Source organism: Mucilaginibacter pallidiroseus (assembly GCF_007846085.1).
GTDB classification, from domain to species: Bacteria; Bacteroidota; Bacteroidia; order Sphingobacteriales; family Sphingobacteriaceae; genus Mucilaginibacter; species Mucilaginibacter pallidiroseus.
Genome location: NZ_VOEJ01000009.1, coordinates 1 through 20,071 on the forward strand (window position 1 = coordinate 1; position 20,071 = coordinate 20,071).

Consider the following 20,071-nt stretch of genomic DNA (forward strand, 5'->3'; position numbering starts at 1 on the left):
CGCCACTCTCATTAGGAGCAAGCTCCCAAATCCCGTCCGACTTGCATGTATTAGGCCTGCCGCTAGCGTTCATCCTGAGCCAGGATCAAACTCTCCATTGTAAAATGTGTTTGTTTGTATCCAAGCCCTATTAAACTCATTCAATAGAAACTTGTAAAAAAAATATTCTCTTACAGTATCCTACCAAGTTCGTTTCTTATAACATACCTTTCGGTTGTTACGCTACATGATTTTCTATTTCTTAAAAGAACTTATTTGCTTCATCTCTCGAATCTGCTTTATGTTTTCAGTCATTGCGACTTAAACTTTCAATCTTAATATCAGACTGAGAATTGCTCTCTGTCTTAACGATTTTCAATCTCTGTTTCCAGATTTTGTTTCCCTCGTTTTGGGACTGCAAAGGTAGAAACCTTTTCTTTATTTCCAAACTTTATTTTTTATTTTTTTAAAGTTTGTTTTCTTTGTTTTTTCGCTTCCGAGTTACCTCATTTGCGGGTTGCAAAGGTGCAAATTTTAAAGCTTCGTGTCAAGTAAAATTTTCATTTTATTTTAACGTCTTCTTAACTCGCTATCTCTTCAAAAAACAACCGCTCTATCGTTCCTGAGCGGGCTGCAAAGGTAGCCATAATTTACTTGTATACAAATAAAATTTCAACTATTTTGTAATATACTGTAATACAGTAACATAATTATCTGAACGCCTTTTGTGCGGCATTTTAAGTAGGGAATTTGCAATAAACACATCATTAAGTTAAGCATTACTATGTATAAATACATAAGTATCGCAACTAATCAAAAGGGGCAAGTTTCAATACATACGTATGATGAATTTGCTTTTCCCACCACAATTTTAGCTTCTGCCCCTACTTGTTAGCAGGCGTAGCGAACCGCATCCGGTAACTAATTTGCGACAATCATCATATCTGGGCCTTTAATCGCCAAACTTTATATTTTTGCCGGTCAACTATTACCAATCTCTTAAATGAAAAAACTTTTACATCCCTCCTGGTCACTTCTCGTAATACTAATGCTTCTATCCGGTTCTATAATGGCTCAGCCATATATAAATACAGGGAGCGGAAAAGGCTACCGGGAAACCCCCGTAAGTATAAATGATTTGGTTGATACCAAACTTGATGTACGATTTGATTATCAAAGATCATATTTATATGGAAAAGCATGGATAACGCTAAAACCCCACTTTTATAATACCGACTCGCTCACCCTTGATGCAAAGGGAATGGATGTTCATAAAATAGCGATAGCAAAGGCTGGAAAACTATTGCCATTAAGGTATACATATGAAGATAGCGCCTACCTGCATATAAAGCTTGACAAAAAATATGCTGGCGGAGAGCAATACACTGTATTTATAGATTACACCTCGAAACCAAACTTGTTACATGATAAACCCGGCCATAAGCTGGACGGCAAGGGGCTTTACTTTATAAACCCTAAAGGCACAGAAGCCGACAAACCCACCCAGGTATGGACGCAAGGCGAAGCGGAAGCATCATCCTGCTGGTTCCCCACTATTGACAGGCCCGGGCAAAAAACAACCCAGCAACTAAGCATGACAGTGCCTGCAAAATACACTACCTTGTCAAACGGGTTGCTCATTGGTCAAAAAAATAATGCTGATGGCACGCGTACCGACACCTGGAAACAGAAACTCCCCCACTCTCCTTATCTATTCATGATGGCTATTGGCGATTTTAAGATTTATAAAGACAAGTGGCGCAATAAAGAGGTTAACTACTACCTGGAGCCAAAGTATTTCCCTTATGCAAAAGCCATTTTTGGTCAAACGCCTGAGATGATGGAATTTTATTCGAAAGCGCTTGGTGTTGATTTTCCCTGGGAAAAATATTCGCAAGTGGTTGTTAGGGACTACCCGTTAGGCGCTATGGAAAACTCGTCGGCCACGCTGCATGGCGATTATGTACAAAAAAGCCCATGGGACTTAGTTGATGACCCTAACGGGAGCGGCGGCAGCACAATTGCGCACGAACTTTTTCACCAATGGTTTGGCGATTTGGTTACTTGCGAAAGCTGGAGCAACGAAACGCTAAATGAGTCGTTCGCCGTGTTCGGCGAGAAATATTGGCAGGAAAAAAAGTATGGTAAGGACGATGGCGATGCCAAACGCTACGACGAACTGCAAGCATACTTAAACAACAAGACTGCTCTAAGCCAAAACCTTGTTCCCTTTTACTATTCGGACGAGGAAGGCATTAATGGTTCTAATATATATGATAAAGGCGGCATCGTGCTAAACATGATGCGCACCTATCTTGGTGATGCCGCGTTTTTTAAAGGCCTTGGCTTGTATTTAAAAACACATTCCTTTAAAAGTGCTGAGGTGCATGATCTTCGCCTGGCCATGGAAGAGGTATCTGGCAGGGATATGAATTGGTTTTTTAATCAATGGTATTACGGCGCCGGCCATCCTGTTCTGGACATTACCTACAAATGGGACGAATCCAGCAAAACCGAAAAAGTGTTTATCAGCCAAAATCAGCAAGGGCAGGTATTTATCCTTCCGATTGCAGTTGATATTTACACAGGCTCGAAAGTAGAACGACATAATGTTTGGCTAAGGAACGCCAAAGACACCCTTACTTTTAAATTGGCAGCCAAACCAAACCTTGTGAATGTTGATGCTGAAAAAATATTACTGGCCAAAAAAACAGATCATAAAACAATGGCCGAGTATGCTTTCCAGTATCAGCATGCAACACTATATATGGACAGGTTCGAGGCGTTCCAGGCAGCAACAGAGCAAGTCACAACTGCTGAAGGTAAACAAATCATGATTGCTGCATTGAGGGACAAATATTATGGGCTACGCATCAAAGCTATCCGGGCAATTAAAACAGATGATAAAGATTTGATGGCGGCGGCTTTACCTGTTATTGCTAGCCTTGCTAAGGCAGATGAGCCTTACCCTGTACGGGCAGCGGCAATATCATTTCTTGCGAAAACCGAAAAAGCTGCCGGTTTTAAAGACATTTACATCAGCTCGTTAAAAAGCCCGTCGTACAGTGTGCGCGCTGCTGCTTTAAATGCACTCAATGGCGTAGCACCTGCCGAAGCCTTTAAGACAGCCAAAGATTTGCAGCCACAAGCTGATGGACCTGTTGCATTAGCTATAGTTGGCATTTATGCTGCAAATGGATCGGATACGGAATGGCCATACGTTATTACGGCCTTTAAAAAGGCCCCTGTACAGGCAAAGGTGGACAATGCAATTAAAACGATGCCGAAAATTATTGGCAAAATGAATAACCGTACATATGTAGCCGAAGGTATTGATGCGATACGCGACTTAGCCGTCAATTACAAAAGGTATGGCATTGCCCCGCGACTGATTACCAGCCTTGAAGAGATAAGCAAGCAACGCAAGCAACTGAATGATGATACATCAGCTAAACTTGCTGATGATGCGATCAGGCAGGTTAAAGATGCTAAATAGCAAGCTATTGTTTTGGACATATTATAATACTCAAAGCCTGGCATTTGCCGGGCTTTATGATATAATAAGCTTACATGATCAATACCCCAATCGCTACTATAAAACACAAAACAAATAATTTTATCCATAGTTAATATTTTACATCAATAGATAACTATGGAAACTTTAACATCAGAAAAAATTGCCGCCAAAGGATACGGAGCCTCGGGCAACTTAATAGGAGGCGAAACCCTAAAACTTATGGAGTTTGAGCGCGATGCGCCTAAAGATAATGAGGTGCTTATAGAAGTGCTTTATTGTGGTGTGTGCCACTCGGATTTGCACCAGGTAGCAAACGACTGGAAAAACACACTTTACCCTTGCGTACCGGGTCATGAAGTGATAGGCCACATAACTTATGCAGGCAGCGCGGTTACCAAATTTAAAGTTGGCGATACCGTAGGGGTAGGTTGCATGATTAACAGCTGTAAAAGCTGCTCGGCTTGCCATGAAGGCGAAGAACAATTTTGTGAGCGGCCGCAGGGGCCAACCATGACCTACAATGGTTATTTTGTGGCTGATGGATCTGGCTACAACACATTTGGTGGTTACTCAAATAACTTAGTGGTACGTGAAGACTTTGTATTGAACATCCCTCAAACGCTGGATGCAAGTAAAGCTGCACCTATCCTCTGCGCGGGCATTACCACATATTCGCCCCTTAAACATTGGAACGTAAAGGTCGGCGACAAAGTAGCCGTGGTAGGTATAGGTGGTTTGGGCCATATGGGCGTGATGATTGCTAAGGCTATGGGCGCCGAAGTAACAGCAATTACTACCAAGGAAGAAAAACGCGATGTTGCGCTGCAATTGGGTGCCGACAACGTGATCATTTCCGAAAACGAGGAGGAGATGAAACAGTATGAAAAGTACTTTAATTTTATACTTGTAACCATTCCTGACCCGTTTGACGTTACACCTTATATTTCATTGATGCGCCGTCGCGGCTCATTGGTGACTGTTGGTTTACTGGCACCTTACAAAGAGCCATTAAATAATATGGAAATTGCAAGCCAGGCTCGCAGCGTGGGTGGCTCCCTTATTGGCGGCATTGCCGAAACACAAGAGGTTCTTGATTTTTGCGCTGAACACAATATACTTCCGCATGTGGAAATGATAAACATCGAAGAAATTAATGATGCTTATGAAAAAATGCAAGACGAGGATGTAAGATTTCGTTACGTAATTGATATGCAATCCCTCAAATAATAAATATAAGGGCCCTTCATTTTTGCAGGGCCTTTATATTTATATAGTATTCTATTTTAAGAAACTTATCCGTTTACAACTTCGCCGCCGTTTATGTGAATTACCTGGCCGGTGATAAAAGATGCATCGTCGGAAGCGAGGAAAACATAGGCCGGGCCTAGCTCCGACGGCTGACCTGCACGTTCCATAGCGGTTTCGCTGCCAAACTCTTTGATCTTTTCTTCGTCAAAAGTAGATACGATGAGCGGTGTCCAAACCGGGCCCGGCGCTACGGCGTTTACCCTGATATTCTTCTTAACAAGGTTAGTTGCCAGTGAACGGGTAAATGTAGTAATAGCACCTTTGGTAGACGAATAATCTATTAAGTTTGGAGACGAACGATATGCTGTTACCGATGTGGTATTGATAATGGTATCGCCATCGCCTAAATGATCCATCGCGGCAGCAGCAAAATGGAAGTAGGCAAAAATATTGGTTTTAAAAGTTGTTTCGAGTTGTGCCTCGGTAATGTCAGTAAATTCTTTTTGCGGAACCTGCACGCCGGCATTGTTGACAAGGATATTGAGCTTTCCTAATTGGCTAACCGTTTGCTTAACCGCGTCAAAGCAAAAACTTCTGTCTTTAACGTCGCCACGTATCAACAGGCACCTTTTTCCTTCGGCTTCAACCAAAGCTTTGGTTTCGTTGGCATCCTCACTCTCTTCCAGGTAAATAATAGATACGTCTGCACCTTCGCGGGCATAATGTACCGCAACTGCACGGCCAATACCGCTGTCGCCACCGGTTATAAGGGCCACTTTGCCATCAAGTTTGCCAGCGGCCTTATAATCAGGTTTTATATACTCGGGCTTCGGGCTCATTTCACTTTCTACCCCTGGCTGATGATCCTGCTTGTCGGCTACTTCTATTCCGTCGTTATTTTTCATAATATGGTGGATTGATGTATTAAGTCAACAACCATATTGAAATTATAGTTTTAGGAAATATTTTTATACCAAGTTAAAAGCAAGTGCGGCTATAAACTTTTTATGCTGTTGCGATAATTAGCAAAATACTCACGCGGGGTGTAGCCCATTATGGATTTAAATACGCGGTTGAAATTGTTAATACTTTTAAATCCGCAGCGGTATGCTATATCCGAAATATTTTCGGCCTTATGCTCGGTGAGCTTTTTACAGGCTTCATTAACCCTTATTTCATTTAAAAACGACACGAACGTGTGCCCGGTGTGTTTCTTAAAATAGCGGCAAAAAGACTCGGGCGTCATAAACGCTGTTCTGGCCACATCTTCGAGCTTAACAGTGCCGCTGTAGTTTTGCATAAGGTAATTATATATGTTACCTATCCTTATCCCTTCGTCTTCGGTAATTGCAGGCATGTTACTGTAACCAGACAATGCATCGAGCCGGTTACTTATTTGCTGCAGTTGCTTAAGCAACTCCAAAAAACAAATTAGTTGATCCGTACCCTTAGCCTGTTCTGTGGCCTCCATCGCAGCAGAAATTAAAGACGAATATCTTGAGGGAATCTTAAAGCCTTGCGCATGCTGCCCGATAAAAGTCTTTATGGCTTTCATCTCCGGCAGGTTGAAGGTTGCCGATAGCAAGCCATCCGGGTTAAAAAATATACTGATAGCTTTTACGCGTAAAGTACTTTCGGGAAGGTAATACTCATCGTTACTTTTAAAAAGATGAGGCATGTTGGCACCTAATAAAAAGATATCGCCTGGGCCATAGCTGTGCATATGATTACCAGCAATGAGGGTGCCCTCTCCTTCCTGTATCCAGGTAATTTGGGTTTCCTTGTGCCTGTGCAAATACGGGTAATGATGTGGTAGGTCAACCTGCTCGGCAATCACACTCTTATCATCGGCTACCGGAATAGTAAATTGCAGAACCTTCATCAGGTTTAAATTTACATTATTTAACCAATAAATCAGAAAGATGGATATTTAAGAGATAATATATGGATGACTAAGTGATAACCATCATCCATATATTATCTTATCATATTAAAAACGGTTTGCCGAGAAAGCGTCTATCGGCATAGATAACGCTGCTTCGTCAACAATCTCGCTTACCAGCTTACCGGTAGCAGGGCCAAGCCCTAGACCCATCATTCCGTGGCCGGTAGCCAAAACCAGGTTACCGTATTTTTTATTTCGGCCGATATATGGAAGCCCATCCGGCGATGATGGACGAAAACCAAACCAGATATCTTTTTCGGCAGGTATTTCAGGCTTTAAATCGGGCAGATATTGCGGTATGGCCTCAACAATCCCCTTTACCCTGTTCATGTTTATCCGGGTGTTGATACGGTCAAGCTCCATTGTACCGCCATAGCGAATGCTGCCATTCATGGGTGTGATAGCTACCCTGGCCTCGCATAATAAAGCCGGAATTTGCAGCCGCTGTTGTGGCTCCTTAACCATAAATGAGTATCCTTTACCAGGCATCAATGGTGCCTTAATACCGGCAAGTGCCGCCACAGCCGGCGACCATGAGCCCGTTGCAATTACATACTCATCGGCTTGCCATTGTTTATTACCTGCCTGCAAAGCGGTGATCTTGCTACCTGATGTTTGCACAGCCGTAACCTCGTGGTTCCGCATGATCTTTACACCGGCTTTTTCCAGGTAAGCAATCAGGTCAGCTATCAGTTTATTAGGATAAAGGTGACCGTCGCAACGGTAATGCACGGCACCCATAACGTTCAGCTTCAAATGTGGCTGCAACTGCCTGCACTCGTCGGCATTTAACACGGCCATATCAAGGCCAAGCTCAAGGCCTTTATGGGCAAGATGAGCTTCTTCTTCGGCAGCTTTATCCGTTTTGTAATACATTAGGATGCCTTTGTCGGATAGTCCAAAATCAAATCCCGGTTGCTGACTTAGTTCATTGTATAAAGATTTACTCAACAACGCCAGATCACGAAGCGGTTTGGCAGATCGCTCCACATGCCCCTCGTTGGCGTTCTTCATAAACTTCACTCCCCACGATATCAAGTCGGGGTTTAGCGACGGCCTTACATAAAACGGGCTTTTACTGTTAAACATCCACCTGATGCCCTGTTGTAACATGCCCGGTGCTGCCAAGGGCACAAAATGGCTCGGCACAATCATCCCGGCGTTACCGAACGAGCAATTATCGCCCAGGTCGCCTTTTTCAAGTATGGTTACCTGGTGCCCTGCTTTGCTCAGGTAATACGCCGAGCTTAGCCCTACAATACCAGCCCCTATTATCAGTACGTTAGCCATTGTTATATTATATTACCTGGAAACCGTAAGCATACGGATCATCATCAGGGTCAATTTTAATTGTGTTGTAACCATAAATCTTTGCCCAGCCTTCCACACTTGGTACTATTGCATCAAATTGTTCAAGCTTTACAACGTCTTCAACTTTGCCGGTAAACTTACTGCCTATAATGCTTTCATGTATAAAAGGTTCGCCTTGTTTAAGCTTACCTTTTGCATGCCATTGCGCCATACGTGCCGATGTTCCTGTTCCGCATGGTGAGCGGTCAATCGCCTTATCGCCATAAAAAACAGCATTACGCGCGGTTGATTGTGCATCAAGCGTGGCACCTGTCCATAGCACATGGGTGCAGGTGTTAATGGTGGGGTTTTGCGGATGTACAAAGGTGTATTTATCATTGATGCGCGACCGTATGACCTGGCTCCAGCTTATAAGCTGTGAAGCTGTATATTTCTCAAGACCGGGAAAGTTCGGCTGCGGATCAACTATAGCATAGTAGTTACCCCCGTAAGCAACATCAAAAGTTAGCGTTCCAAGATCGGGGCACTCCACTTCCAGCCCCTCGGCCGCAAGGTACGATGGCACATTTACCAGCTTTACCGATGTTACTTTTTTGCCTTCTTGTTTGTACTCAATCAACACCAAACCAGCGGGTGCTTCCATACGTACCACGCCGGGTACTTTTGGTTGAATAAGCCCTTCCTCTATAGCAATAGTAATGGTGCCGATGGTACCATGCCCGCACATAGGCAGGCAGCCGCTCGTCTCGATAAATAAAACGGCCACATCGTTCTCTGGGTCATGAGCCGGGTACAAAATACTGCCCGACATCATATCATGCCCACGCGGCTCAAACATCAAGCCCTTGCGAATCCAGTCGTATTCTTTTAAAAAATGCTGGCGCTTTTCGCTCATGTTGGCCCCTTTTAAATTAGGGCCGCCGCCTGCTACAAGCCTTACCGGGTTACCGCAAGTATGGGCATCTATGCAAAAAAATGTTTTGCTATTCATTTAATCTTTTGTGTATGTATTATCAACCTTGCGCCAAATGTTTAGCGGATTGCCGTCTTTCAGCTCATCGGGCAAAAGGGCGTTCACCCAGTCCTGCCAGGCAAACGGCCTTACAAAACGGTATACAGCTGTGCTGCCCACAGATGTAAAGCGGCTGTCGTTAGTTGCCGGGAAAGGGCCGCCATGCTGCATTGCTGCACAAACCTCTACGCCGGTTGGTACGCCGTTCAATATTATCCTGCCTGTAATATTTTGCAGTGCAGATAAAAGCTCAGTGTAACTTTCAAGCTCATTACCACCGGCCATAAGCGTAACGGTAAGTTGGCCTTCGAGCGATTTTACTACTTCAAGGCGTTGCTGCTCATCATCGGCAATCACTAACAACGAATACGGACCGAATATTTCTTCCTGCAATTTGGGGTTCGACAGGAATTTTGCAGCGCTTACCTCAACCACCTTTGCAGTAGATTGATTGGCAAGTTCGTTAGTCAGCTTTGATTCGGCCAAAACAGATACGCCGTCTTCGTTAAGGACTTGGGTTGATAAATTATGATAGTTTTCGCAAATACCCTTGGTAAGCATAGTAGCAGGCGCTACCTGTTCAATCGCTGCAGCCAGCGCAGTTTTGAAAACATCAAGAGATGCTGATTTGACACCAATAAGCAAACCCGGATTTGTACAAAACTGACCCGCACCTAATGTGATTGAGACTGCATATTTATTGGCAATTGCTTCGGCACTTTCATCAAGTGCTGCAGGCAACAGCAAAACAGGGTTAATGCTACCCATTTCTGCAAATACTGGGATGGGCTCGTGGCGCTCTTGCGCCAGCTTTACCAAAGCCATACCACCTTTGTATGAACCTGTAAAGGTTACCGCTTTTGTAAGCGCGTGCTTAACCAACGCCGAACCAACAGCGTAGCTATCATCATACAAAAGTGAAAATATACCACCTGGCATACCTGTTGATTTTGCTGCATTTACTATGGCCTCACCCACCAGCGCACTTGTGCCGGGGTGTGCAGGGTGTGCCTTAACAACTACCGGGCAACCAGCTGCTAATGCTGATGCAGTATCGCCGCCGGCTACAGAAAAAGCCAGCGGAAAATTACTCGCGCCAAATACCACTACCGGGCCTATCGGTATAAGCATACGGCGAATATCTGATTTTGGCAAAGGCTTACGATCCAGCTGGGCTGTGTCAATCACTGCGTCCACCCATGAGCCTTCGGCAAGCAAATCGGCAAACATATTTAACTGGCCTGTTGTGCGGCCCAACTCACCCTGTATACGGCCAAGGGGCAAACCGCTCTCCTGCACAGCACGGTTAACAAGCTGTTCGCCTATGATATTTATTTGTTTGGCTATCTCTCTTAAAAACGTTGCCTTTTTGTGCCCGCTTATATTTTTATATGTACTAAAGGCGGTTGTAGCAGACGTTAAAGCGTTATCAACTTCGGCCTCGGTAGCTACAGTAAATACACCGTCAAGTTTATTGCCTGTTGCAGCCTCAACACCTTCAAAGCTCTTTGCATTACTGCTCACGTAGCTGCACGCTACAATATTTTCAACCCTCATATTTTATGCTGTTAGTTCGCTAACGCGTCCCCAGCTGCCTTCAGGCAACGCAGGGCGTACTGCCAACGCATCATTTATAACTTTTAACACCTGCTCACGCTCGGCACCTATCAACGGCAGGCGTGGCGCGCGCACATTTTCGGTACCAATACCTGTAGCAACTTCGGCTAATTTAATGTATTGTACCAACTTTGGATGAATGTCAAGCTCCAGCACAGGCAAAAACCAACGGTAGATGGTCAACGCCTCCGCAATGCGGTTTTCCTTAACCAAACGATAAACGGCAACCGTTTCTTTAGGGAAGGCATCAACCAAACCGGCAATCCAGCCGTCGGCACCCATAACAAGGCTTTCCATAGCCAATGGGTCAACACCGGTCATAATTTTAAACCTGTCGCCAAAGCGGTTTATCATGCGCGTAACGTTTGATACGTTACGTGTAGATTCTTTCACCGCCTGGATATTCTCATGGGCAGCAAGCTCCGCAAACATATCAAGCGTCACTTCAATTTTATAATCAACAGGGTTGTTGTAAATCATTATTGGCAGCGGCGTGCTCTCGGCTATCGCACTGAAGTAGGCAAGCGTTTCGCGGGCATCAGCGTTGTAACGCATTGGGGGCAACAGCATCAAGCCATCAGCACCAAGCTCAAGCGCTTTTTGTGCATTGGCTACAGCTGCTTTAGTAGTCGACTCGGCAATGTTCAATAAAACAGGGATGCGGCCTTCAACTAATTTAACGGTATGCAATAACAGTGCAAACTTCTCGTCATCAGTCAACACACTTGCTTCACCAAGCGAGCCACCTAAAACTATACCATCAACACCTGCCTCTAACTGGGCATTAATATTTTTATCGAACGCGTTGAAATCAAGCTCGTCGTTATCAGTAAACTTGGTTGTTACAGCGGGGAATACACCCTTCCAGTCAAATTTAATCATGCTAATATTGTTTTATCCAAAATTAGCATCGCGTATCACACTATTTAAGCCGTAAATTAGCCAATTGTAGCCATATTTTAACATCTGCAAACTTTAAGCTCAGCCAAATGGTTAAAATATGAAGGTTTTATATTTTAATGTGTCAAAAATCAGTACGTAAAGTAACGCCATAAACCCGCGGATTACCTAAGTGCGATGCGCCGAAGTCGTACGCGTAATCCAAATAACGCTTGTTGCCCAAATTGCTTCCCCATACAAATACGCTAACACGGTCCCAACTTGCGCCAACGCGGGCATTGTAGGTGCTGTGAGCCTTTTGCTCTATCTGGTTTGCCAGGTCGAAATAATGGTCACCAAGGTAGCGCCATTCGCCGCGGGCAATTAAACGCGTTTTGCTGCCGATGGCACAAGCATATTGCAAGGCCAGCATAGATGTTACATCGGGCGTATAAACCTGGTGGTTGCCCGTTAAATTAACTGCCTCGCCATTTGCAGCTACAACCAAACTTTTATAACGTGCATGTGTATAACCGAAGTTATACTGAATATCAAGACCGTTCAGTACGGTTGCAGCCAGCTCCAGCTCGGCACCTTTACTGGTTAGTTTACCCGCGTTTCGGGTTAGCGTGATGGCGCTCGGCAAAATTAAGGTAGGCACCTGCGCATTGTTTACATTGGTGTAAAATAGCGATGCATTAACCCTTAACCGGTTATCAAATAGTTGGTTTTTTGACCCAATTTCAAAGTTATCGCTATACTCGGGTTTGAAGGCATATAATGGCGGTTGCGACGGATCAGAGCCCAATTGACTTATACCCCCTGCCCTGAAACCCCTGCTATAACTTACATAAACGTTATTGCTGACCGACGGATGATAAGCCAGGCTTAGTTTTGGCGTGAATGCTTTAAAACCGGCTTTGGCTGCTGTGTCGTTTTGCGTAACTATTGCCGGCTCGCCATCGGGCTGGTATTCGCCTTTTATGATGTTCTTTTTGTGCTCGTAATCGTACCGTAAACCTGCAGTAACATCAAGCATTGGCGTAATGCTGTAAACCACTTGCCCAAATACTGCGGTGCCATAGTTGCGCTCGATGTTTGTATTGATACTGGTAATGTTGGTTACATCCAAGCCTAATAAGCCTGCATCTGCCCCGTAATACGTGCCCGTTTTTGTCGGTGCATATCTGTAAAAACCATAAAGGCCTGCGGTCCACCTCCAGTTGGTTGCCGAGGCTGGCGACGAAAACCTGAACTCCTGTGTGGTCACTTTTACCTTATTGAAATTCGGCCCGTAATTGTTGATTACGGATACCGCATCCGCAGGGGAAAAATCTCCGTCGATTGGTACGGTGTAGTAGCGGTAATTTTGTTGATAAGCAGTATTTGACGTAAAATTAAAATCACTCCCTGTGTAATTGGCCGACAATGAAGCGTTGAAGATGTTATCGATCATTTTGGTGGTGGCATTTTGGCTCACCTTAAAGGGATTTTCCAAAGCATCACTTGGCGATCCTGCCAGGGCGAACGGCCCGTTGTTGCGGTTGGCATAATGTTTTACATTCAATGTTAGTCCGAAAGTGTTAGATGCCAGGTATTTTAAGTAATAATTTCCTGTAAACGAGTGCTGCTTATCCAGCTTTGTGTTGTTAAATAAGTTGGTGTAAAAGCCATCCATACCTGTATATAAACCTGCAGCACCTAAATACAACTTGTCTTTTATAAGCGGTGTGCGGTAACCCAGCGTATAACGCTGCTGGCCATAACTACCGTAGCTGGCCTCGGCAAAGCCGCCGGGTGTGTTGGTAGGTTGTTTGGTTATCACGTTGATAACCCCGCCCATGGCATTGCGACCGTACAGTGTTCCCTGCGGGCCGCGCAGTACCTCCACCCTTTCCACATCAAAAAGCTGTGTTATATAAGTATCAAGGCTAAATTGGTTTACGCCATCAATATAGGTAGCCACCGCCGGATCATAAGATGTTGTTGCAATACCGCGAATGCCCGTAACATTGCGATTATCGCCGGGGTTGGCCGAATACAGGTTGGGCACAATTGCGGTAATATCTTTCAGGTTCCAAACACGGTAATCCTGTATTTGCCTGGCCGAAAGTGTTGAGATACTTGCCGGTACACTTTGCAGTTCCTCCTCGCGCTTTTGAGCGGTTACAACTACTTCATCAAGTTGCCGCGATGCATCGGTTAGTTGGATTTTCAGGGGCGGTGTATTAGCCTGAACTAATACGTTAATATTTACAGCCGCCATGCCGGGGCTGCTCACATGCACTACATAATTTCCTGCCTGCACGGCGGGTAAAGTAAACACGCCTTGTTGATTTGTTGTTGTTGCGTAATTGGTGTTTAGTAAGGTTATTAAAGCACCATTTATTGGTTCGCCCTTACTGCCGGTAACCCGGCCAGTTATAGCAGATTGAGCGAAAGCAGTGCAGCACGCAGCCAGCATTAAAACTAATGCGCAGATTTTTTTCATAGATCGAGATAGATGTGTAAAACTTAAAAAGCGTTAATATTTACCGCTTAGGCACCTTCCTTCAACACAACATGTTTGATGTTCTTCCTGTCGAAGGTGTAAGTAATATGTATGAGCCCATCCTTAGTTTGAATGATGGCCGGGTAACTGTATTCTTCTTTATCGCCGTTCTCCAGCACGGCAACGTCGCGCCAGGTTTTGCCATCGGCAGAGCAGGCAACGCGAAGCTTGCCACGCCCGTTAAACCAATCTTTGCCGGGCACATCCGGGTTGTAAACAATCACCTGCTTGCCGCTTTTAAGCGTTACGGCATCGGTGCCCGAATTTGGATTAAGCAAAGTTGCTTTTGAAAGCTTGCCCCAGGTTAGGCCATTATCTGCCGACCATGCCTGCACCACCGCACCTTGCTTGCTTCGGCAAAGCACCTGTAATTTTTTGCCGCCGTATTTAAGGATGCTCGGCTGTATCACATCAAACTTACCGGCAGTATCAATAGGGATGTATGCCCAGGTTTTGCCCTCATCAGCAGATCGTTCGATGTGTGCTATCCAGCGGTTCTCGTTAACTTCAACACTTGAGGGCGACAGGATAACGCCGTTAGCCAATTGTACAGGTTTGTTTTTTATCGGCCCTAAAATACCTCTGGGCAACTTTACCCCGGCGCTCCAGGTACGGCCATTATCGGCAGAGGTTTTTACCTTTCCCCACCACTCGCGCGGGTTGGGGCCAACTTTATAAAACAGGAAAAGCTTTCCCTTTTTGGTTTGAAACAGTACCGGGTTCCATGCAGGGTAGCGCAGGGTATCGTTCACAATGCCGTCGGCTACAATAATAGGGTTTGGCTTGCCGGCGTCCAGCTGGCTTAGCCAGATAGAAACATCGTTTTTACCTTCCTGCGAGCCGCCAAAGCAAGCCATTAAAAGCTCGCCGGTTTGTGTTTGCACCATTGTTGATGCATGGCACTGTTTAAACGGCGGCGCATCAAACACCAGTTCCTGTTTAACTTTTGTCCACTGGCTTTGGGCGAATGTAGCGGTACTTATTAAGATCAGCGAAGTAAAAAAAAGCAAATTCCTATATAAAAACATCGGCAGGTAAATGTCGGTGATTGATGGTTCAAAATTATAGATTAATTGGCTCGATGCCACGAATGACATTTCACATATTTAAGCCAAAAACATTACGCAGATGCCTCATTTTGCACAAATTTTCTCACAACCTGCTCAATAATATCACAACACTCTTCCATCTGCGGGCGCGTAATTACCAGCGGTGGCGAAAACCTGATGGTATGCCCATGCGTAGGCTTTGCCAGCAAACCGGCATCCTTAAGCGCAATACACACGTCCCAGGCGGTAAATGGCACATCGGTAGCAATGTCAATAGCGTTGAGCAGCCCCTTGCCGCGAACGGCTTTCACAACCTCAAGGTATTTGTTTTGAATAGCCTCCATCCTATCCCGGAAAAACTGGCCCGCTTTAAAGGCATTTTCGGGCAGTTCCTGGTCGGTTATTACGTTCATGGCGGCAAGGCTCACCGCTGATGCCAGCGGGTTACCGCCGTAGGTTGACCCATGTTCGCCGGGGCGGATGCACAGCATGATCTCGTCGCTGGCGAAAATGGCCGATACCGGGATAACCCCGCCAGACATGGCCTTACCAATAATCAAAACATCGCCACGCACACGCTCGTACTCACTGGCCAGCATGCGGCCCGTGCGACCAATACCTGTCTGGATCTCGTCGGTAAGTAGTAATACGTTATGCCTTTTGCACAGGGCATGCGCTGCCCATAAATATCCTTCGTCCGGTACAATTACGCCTGCTTCGCCCTGTATGGGTTCAACCAAGAACGCGCAGGTATCGGGGTTGGCTATCAAGGCGTTTTCGAGCGCCTGCAAATCGTTATAAGGGATAGTAGTAAAGCCCGGTAAAAAGGGACCAAAACCCTCGGTAGACTCGGGGCTGTCCGAGAAAGAGATAATCCCCGTTGTGCGACCGTGGAAGTTTCCCGCAGCCACAATTATAGACGCACGGTTTTCGGCAATGCCCTTGTGCTGGTAGCCCCATTTACGTGCAACCTTTATGGCCGTTTCAACTGCCTCGGCACCCGAATTCATGAGCAGGGCCTTATCGTACCCAAACAAGCGGCAAAGATATTCTTCGATATTGCCCAGCTGATCATTATAAAATGCCCTGGATGTAAGGGTAAGTTTTTTAGCCTGCTCGGTAAGCGCCTCGATAATGCGCGGATGGCAATGCCCCTGGTTAACAGCGCTATAGGCCGACAAAAAATCGTAATAACGCACATTCTCCACATCCCAAAGGTACACACCCTCACCCCGGCTCAACACCACCGGCAGCGGATGGTAATTGTGAGCCCCATACTTATCCTCGGTATCAATAATTTGCTGTGTTTTTGATTTGGCAGCCATAACGTATACTGTTATTGATGAACAGTACATAGATATTAAAGAATTTTTGAATATGAGGAGGAAATGTTGAGAAAGGGGGGAGAAAAAAGACGTTATCTAATTAATTACTTAAATACATTTTTTTGTATAAATTGAAGGCCTTAAACTTTATATAAATGATGGAAGCGATAACAAACAGAACGATTAGAAAAATCGAGGTCGAACAACTGTTTGGATATTACAGGTATATTGTGGATCATTCTACGGAAGCTTCTGCCTCCAATCCTCTTTTGATTATCTATGGCGATAACGGCTCAGGAAAAACCACAATTCTCAAAATGATATTTTATTTACTATCCCCAGTTGATAAAAGTGGCCACAAGACCAAATTATCAGAGATTAAGTTTAGTAAATTTGCAATAACCTTAAACGATGGTACAATAATATCTGCGGAAAGGAACAACAATCATGTTTCAGGTTCTTACACTCTTAACATTTCATATAAAGATTGGAAATTTTCAGTATTCCTAGAAGTGAATTTGGAAGGATCTATAAAAGTTAACAAAAATCCTTTTATCGAAGAACAGTATCATACTTTTTTGAACCATATCAAAAACCTAAATATCACAATTAACTTTTTGTCAGACGACAGAAAAACGCTATCGTTCTCCAAAAAGAATTCCGAAATCATTAAGCAAAGAAGAGAGGTTTCAAGGGCGCTCTTGTCTAATATCGAATTTAATGTCAATAAAATTATAGACGAAGAACAAGAGGACAGCATAGACTATTCTATAAGAAAATTGGAGAATTGGATAAGAAACAATGTGTTAAAAGGGGCAAAAGCTGGAGAAGAAAATGCTAATACTATTTATGAAGCATTAATTAAACAGATTTCTACGCCCCAAATAAATACGGTTAATAATAAACAAATCAAACAGCTATTAGAGAAAATTAGAAATATTAAATTAGAAAGCCTAAAGTATAATCAAAGCGGTTTAGTGTCCGAATTTGAACTAGACGGATTTGAAATAGCTTTAGCTAGTGCAAACGAATCTAATAATGTACTTATCTATAATATATTAGAGCCATATATTGAAGGCTTACAAGGTAGGTTAAAATCGTTAAGTAATGTACAGGACATACTTTCAAAATTCCTAGAAAATATCAATACTTACTTTTCTAACAAAACTATTTCTTATGACGTTGAAAGTGGGTTTAAACTATTTCATAACTATATAAATGAACAAATAGACTTTCATTCTTTATCTTCTGGAGAAAGACAATTGCTTCATCTGTTTAGTAACGTAATTACCTCAAGTGAGGAATCAACCATTTTTATTATCGACGAACCCGAAATTTCATTAAATATAAAGTGGCAACGAAAACTTATTAACACCCTGTTAAGCTTTGCAGCAAACAGAAATGTTCAATTTATTTTCGCATCGCATTCAATTGAACTTTTGGGTGGGCATCGTAATTCAGTTCATAAATTAGTTAGTATCTAAACTATGAATGAATTGCAAAGAACTCTTGACGAAATAATTTTACTTTATCAGCTTGAGCCTAATACCAAAGATATATTCGTAGAAGGCATAAGCGATAAACTTATTTTAGAAAGGTTTATTGAAAAAAATGGACTAGATGATATCAAAGTATTACAGGTTCATGAAATAAATTTTAGTTCGCTCTATACTCAAAACCCCAAAATAAAATCCAACAACAGAGCAAAACTGATCGAGTTAAATACTTTGCTAGAAAGTAATTTCTCAGAGAAACTAATTGGAATAAGCATTATTATAGATAGGGATTTCGATGAAGTTTTAAATAGATTGCCGCTTGGACGTTACTTATATGTAACCGATTATAATAGTTTAGAACTTTATTTGTTTAATCCGCATACGCTCGACATTTTTTACAAAAATATTATTAGGTCATTTCCTATTAATGGAGCAGAAACCATTAGACTTCTCACCCCAATACTGATTGATAATTTTTTCGTTCGTCTGGCTCTTAAAAAAGATGGGCATATACCTGACGACAAGTTTACACCCTTTAATAAGACTTTCCTTATCGATAAATCTAAATTGAAAGTGACCTTTGACCCTCATAAACACATACAAAAAGTCTTAAATAATGTAAGAAAAACATCTGAATTGCAAGACTTTATATATCACTTTAATGAAGCAAAGGAAAAAGCTTCATTTGGACACAAGAATATAATAAGAGGCCACGATTTTATAGCTCTATTGTACGAACTAATCAACAAAGTAAATAATTCAATTGGGTTAACCATCGACACATTGGAAAGATCAATGTTTCAGTGTATCGATTACAGTAAACTTAAAACTGAACCTCTTTTTTCAAACCTTTTAAAAAAATATCAAGTTTAAAAAATGGGATAATATCAAGTTGCTCATATACATCACCTGAACTCTCATTCAAGACATTACAATATATCTGCATCTCGAAGTCACAAATCGTTATAATCCAACAAACTTTCTTAAACAGTATTTTTTTAATCTTTAAACAAAAACAGAGTAGTGGTGGTTATAACTATCTTACCTGTCTGTACCGGCGACACTTAAGGCGATCACGCTGATCATTTCTTACACCCGGTAACAAATCTTGTAATTATGAATTTGGAGCTAACACCAAAGCTGCTGAACTTCTTAAAAGCACAGGGGTTTCGTTACTGCTTATCTAAAACTACATTTAGTGGCAGCGATGAAGAACAAGTTAAGATTGAGTTAAAGCCCACTAAGTACAAGCCCAACACCAGGTGCCTTCCCGGCAATTTCGACACGCATTTTGCCATAGGCCGCGAGCCCACCCAAATGGCCAAAGGCGTAAACGATTTACTTATTATGGTAGGTTTGGATATCGAGACCAGTGCACTGTACATCCTGTCGGTACTGCATGAGTTAAAGAAGTCCAAAAAACCGAACGCCGAGGAAGTAAAAAATCTTTTGAAAATTATTTAAATATGGAACGCTATTTGCCTGACTTTCAACCTTAGCCGTTCCCTCGAATCAAGCCGATCAAAGGCCCGTTACAGTTTTGTAACGGGCCTATATTTTTTGCATAGCCGTTGTTAATCTTCAGGTTAAAATGCGCAGCTGTCGCCTACCTTAATGCCTTCTTTTGTTTTAACCAAAGCAGCTTTGCCGTTGTGGATTGTTATAATCCATATACTGTCGTAGTCGTTGCCGGGCCATTTAGGTTTGCCGCTCACGCCAAGCTTGGTTGCAATCTTTTCGATGGCATCATGTTCCCAAACCAACAACGCCGTGCCTGTTTTTTTGGTCAGGTTATTTACCAGGCCGGTTGTATCGTCGACATCGTATTTCGTATTAACGGGCAGATTAAATTTAATAGCCATTGGAGATATGGTTTGCAGCATCCTTACGCTTTTAGTAGCCTTGCCTGTTGACGGCGAGGGCACATAAACATAATCGGGCACCCCAAAGCGTTTGGTAATCACGGCAGGCAGGGCCATTGCACGGTTCAATCCCCGGCAAGACAGGTTATCACCCTCGGCCGGCTTTTCAGCATGGCGAATGATGATAACGCGCAGATCTCCCGGAGCGGCTTTGCTTTGGGCTATGGCAATATTTGCAGTAGCAAAAAGCAGGAGGATTACAAAAAGGTTCTTCATGATT

Annotated in this window: 15 protein-coding genes and 1 rRNA gene; 5 read left to right on the forward strand and 11 right to left on the reverse strand. The window is 43.4% G+C overall.

Annotated features, from left to right (window positions below):
* A 16S ribosomal RNA gene (locus FPZ43_RS16670) occupies nt 1–101 on the reverse strand; the annotation flags it as partial.
* Between the two features lie 881 nt (nt 102–982).
* Here FPZ43_RS16670 and FPZ43_RS16675 point away from each other — a divergent pair.
* Entirely contained in the window at nt 983–3,475 is a 2,493-nt protein-coding gene (locus tag FPZ43_RS16675) for a M1 family aminopeptidase (protein ID WP_146383077.1), read from the forward strand.
* A 156-nt stretch (nt 3,476–3,631) separates the two neighbouring features.
* The gene (locus FPZ43_RS16680) at nt 3,632–4,723 is read left to right on the forward strand and encodes an NAD(P)-dependent alcohol dehydrogenase (protein WP_146383078.1); all 1,092 of its coding nucleotides are present in this window, start codon (nt 3,632–3,634) and stop codon (nt 4,721–4,723) included.
* A gap of 65 nt (nt 4,724–4,788) precedes the next feature.
* On the opposite strand, the gene FPZ43_RS16685 is transcribed toward FPZ43_RS16680, so the two are convergent.
* The 9 genes from FPZ43_RS16685 to rocD form a co-directional block, all read right to left on the reverse strand.
* Nucleotides 4,789–5,649, reverse strand: a complete 861-nt coding sequence (locus FPZ43_RS16685) for an SDR family oxidoreductase (protein ID WP_146383079.1) — start codon at nt 5,647–5,649, stop codon at nt 4,789–4,791.
* A gap of 89 nt (nt 5,650–5,738) precedes the next feature.
* On the reverse strand, nt 5,739–6,626 hold the full coding sequence (locus FPZ43_RS16690) for an AraC family transcriptional regulator (protein WP_146383080.1): 888 nt from the start codon (nt 6,624–6,626) through the stop codon (nt 5,739–5,741).
* Between the two features lie 108 nt (nt 6,627–6,734).
* Nucleotides 6,735–7,979, reverse strand: coding sequence for an NAD(P)/FAD-dependent oxidoreductase (locus FPZ43_RS16695; protein WP_146383081.1), 1,245 nt, complete (start codon nt 7,977–7,979; stop codon nt 6,735–6,737).
* 7 nt (nt 7,980–7,986) lie between these two features.
* Nucleotides 7,987–8,991 carry a 4-hydroxyproline epimerase gene (locus FPZ43_RS16700; protein ID WP_146383082.1) on the reverse strand — a complete coding sequence of 335 codons (1,005 nt, stop codon included), beginning with the start codon at nt 8,989–8,991 and terminating at the stop codon, nt 7,987–7,989.
* Nucleotides 8,992–10,569 carry an aldehyde dehydrogenase (NADP(+)) gene (locus tag FPZ43_RS16705; protein WP_146383083.1) on the reverse strand — a complete coding sequence of 526 codons (1,578 nt, stop codon included), beginning with the start codon at nt 10,567–10,569 and terminating at the stop codon, nt 8,992–8,994.
* Nucleotides 10,570–10,572: 3 nt separating this feature from the next.
* Nucleotides 10,573–11,511 carry a dihydrodipicolinate synthase family protein gene (locus FPZ43_RS16710; protein ID WP_146383084.1) on the reverse strand — a complete coding sequence of 313 codons (939 nt, stop codon included), beginning with the start codon at nt 11,509–11,511 and terminating at the stop codon, nt 10,573–10,575.
* 142 nt (nt 11,512–11,653) lie between these two features.
* Nucleotides 11,654–13,999 carry a TonB-dependent receptor gene (locus FPZ43_RS16715; protein WP_146383085.1) on the reverse strand — a complete coding sequence of 782 codons (2,346 nt, stop codon included), beginning with the start codon at nt 13,997–13,999 and terminating at the stop codon, nt 11,654–11,656.
* Nucleotides 14,000–14,046: 47 nt separating this feature from the next.
* On the reverse strand, nt 14,047–15,156 hold the full coding sequence (locus FPZ43_RS16720) for a sialidase family protein (RefSeq protein ID WP_261381119.1): 1,110 nt from the start codon (nt 15,154–15,156) through the stop codon (nt 14,047–14,049).
* Nucleotides 15,157–15,179: 23 nt separating this feature from the next.
* Complete coding sequence (rocD, locus tag FPZ43_RS16725) at nt 15,180–16,433, reverse strand: ornithine--oxo-acid transaminase (protein WP_146383086.1); 1,254 nt, start codon at nt 16,431–16,433, stop codon at nt 15,180–15,182.
* Between the two features lie 158 nt (nt 16,434–16,591).
* Between rocD and FPZ43_RS16730 the strand changes: the two genes are divergently transcribed.
* The 3 genes from FPZ43_RS16730 (at nt 16,592) to FPZ43_RS16740 (ending at nt 19,393) form a co-directional block, all read left to right on the forward strand.
* Complete coding sequence (locus FPZ43_RS16730) at nt 16,592–17,917, forward strand: ATP-binding protein (RefSeq protein WP_186461874.1); 1,326 nt, start codon at nt 16,592–16,594, stop codon at nt 17,915–17,917.
* A 3-nt stretch (nt 17,918–17,920) separates the two neighbouring features.
* Nucleotides 17,921–18,802, forward strand: a complete 882-nt coding sequence (locus FPZ43_RS16735; protein ID WP_146383088.1) for a hypothetical protein — start codon at nt 17,921–17,923, stop codon at nt 18,800–18,802.
* Nucleotides 18,803–19,045: 243 nt separating this feature from the next.
* Nucleotides 19,046–19,393, forward strand: coding sequence for a hypothetical protein (locus FPZ43_RS16740; protein WP_146383089.1), 348 nt, complete (start codon nt 19,046–19,048; stop codon nt 19,391–19,393).
* 122 nt (nt 19,394–19,515) lie between these two features.
* Here the strand turns inward: FPZ43_RS16740 and FPZ43_RS16745 are convergent, their stop codons facing one another.
* Nucleotides 19,516–20,067, reverse strand: coding sequence for a histidine phosphatase family protein (locus tag FPZ43_RS16745; RefSeq protein WP_146383090.1), 552 nt, complete (start codon nt 20,065–20,067; stop codon nt 19,516–19,518).
* Nucleotides 20,068–20,071: the final 4 nt, after the last annotated feature.

Coding starts and splice junctions, on each gene's coding strand:
- FPZ43_RS16700 (WP_146383082.1), bottom strand. CDS start 8,991: ATGAATAGCAAAACATTTTTTTGCATAGATGCCCATACTTGCGGTAAC.
- FPZ43_RS16715 (WP_146383085.1), bottom strand. CDS start 13,999: ATGAAAAAAATCTGCGCATTAGTTTTAATGCTGGCTGCGTGCTGCACT.
- rocD (WP_146383086.1), bottom strand. CDS start 16,433: ATGGCTGCCAAATCAAAAACACAGCAAATTATTGATACCGAGGATAAG.
- FPZ43_RS16745 (WP_146383090.1), bottom strand. CDS start 20,067: ATGAAGAACCTTTTTGTAATCCTCCTGCTTTTTGCTACTGCAAATATT.
- FPZ43_RS16705 (WP_146383083.1), bottom strand. CDS start 10,569: ATGAGGGTTGAAAATATTGTAGCGTGCAGCTACGTGAGCAGTAATGCA.
- FPZ43_RS16685 (WP_146383079.1), bottom strand. CDS start 5,649: ATGAAAAATAACGACGGAATAGAAGTAGCCGACAAGCAGGATCATCAG.
- FPZ43_RS16730 (WP_186461874.1), top strand. CDS start 16,592: ATGGAAGCGATAACAAACAGAACGATTAGAAAAATCGAGGTCGAACAA.
- FPZ43_RS16675 (WP_146383077.1), top strand. CDS start 983: ATGAAAAAACTTTTACATCCCTCCTGGTCACTTCTCGTAATACTAATG.
- FPZ43_RS16720 (WP_261381119.1), bottom strand. CDS start 15,156: ATGTCATTCGTGGCATCGAGCCAATTAATCTATAATTTTGAACCATCA.
- FPZ43_RS16680 (WP_146383078.1), top strand. CDS start 3,632: ATGGAAACTTTAACATCAGAAAAAATTGCCGCCAAAGGATACGGAGCC.
- FPZ43_RS16710 (WP_146383084.1), bottom strand. CDS start 11,511: ATGATTAAATTTGACTGGAAGGGTGTATTCCCCGCTGTAACAACCAAG.
- FPZ43_RS16735 (WP_146383088.1), top strand. CDS start 17,921: ATGAATGAATTGCAAAGAACTCTTGACGAAATAATTTTACTTTATCAG.
- FPZ43_RS16740 (WP_146383089.1), top strand. CDS start 19,046: ATGAATTTGGAGCTAACACCAAAGCTGCTGAACTTCTTAAAAGCACAG.
- FPZ43_RS16695 (WP_146383081.1), bottom strand. CDS start 7,979: ATGGCTAACGTACTGATAATAGGGGCTGGTATTGTAGGGCTAAGCTCG.
- FPZ43_RS16690 (WP_146383080.1), bottom strand. CDS start 6,626: ATGAAGGTTCTGCAATTTACTATTCCGGTAGCCGATGATAAGAGTGTG.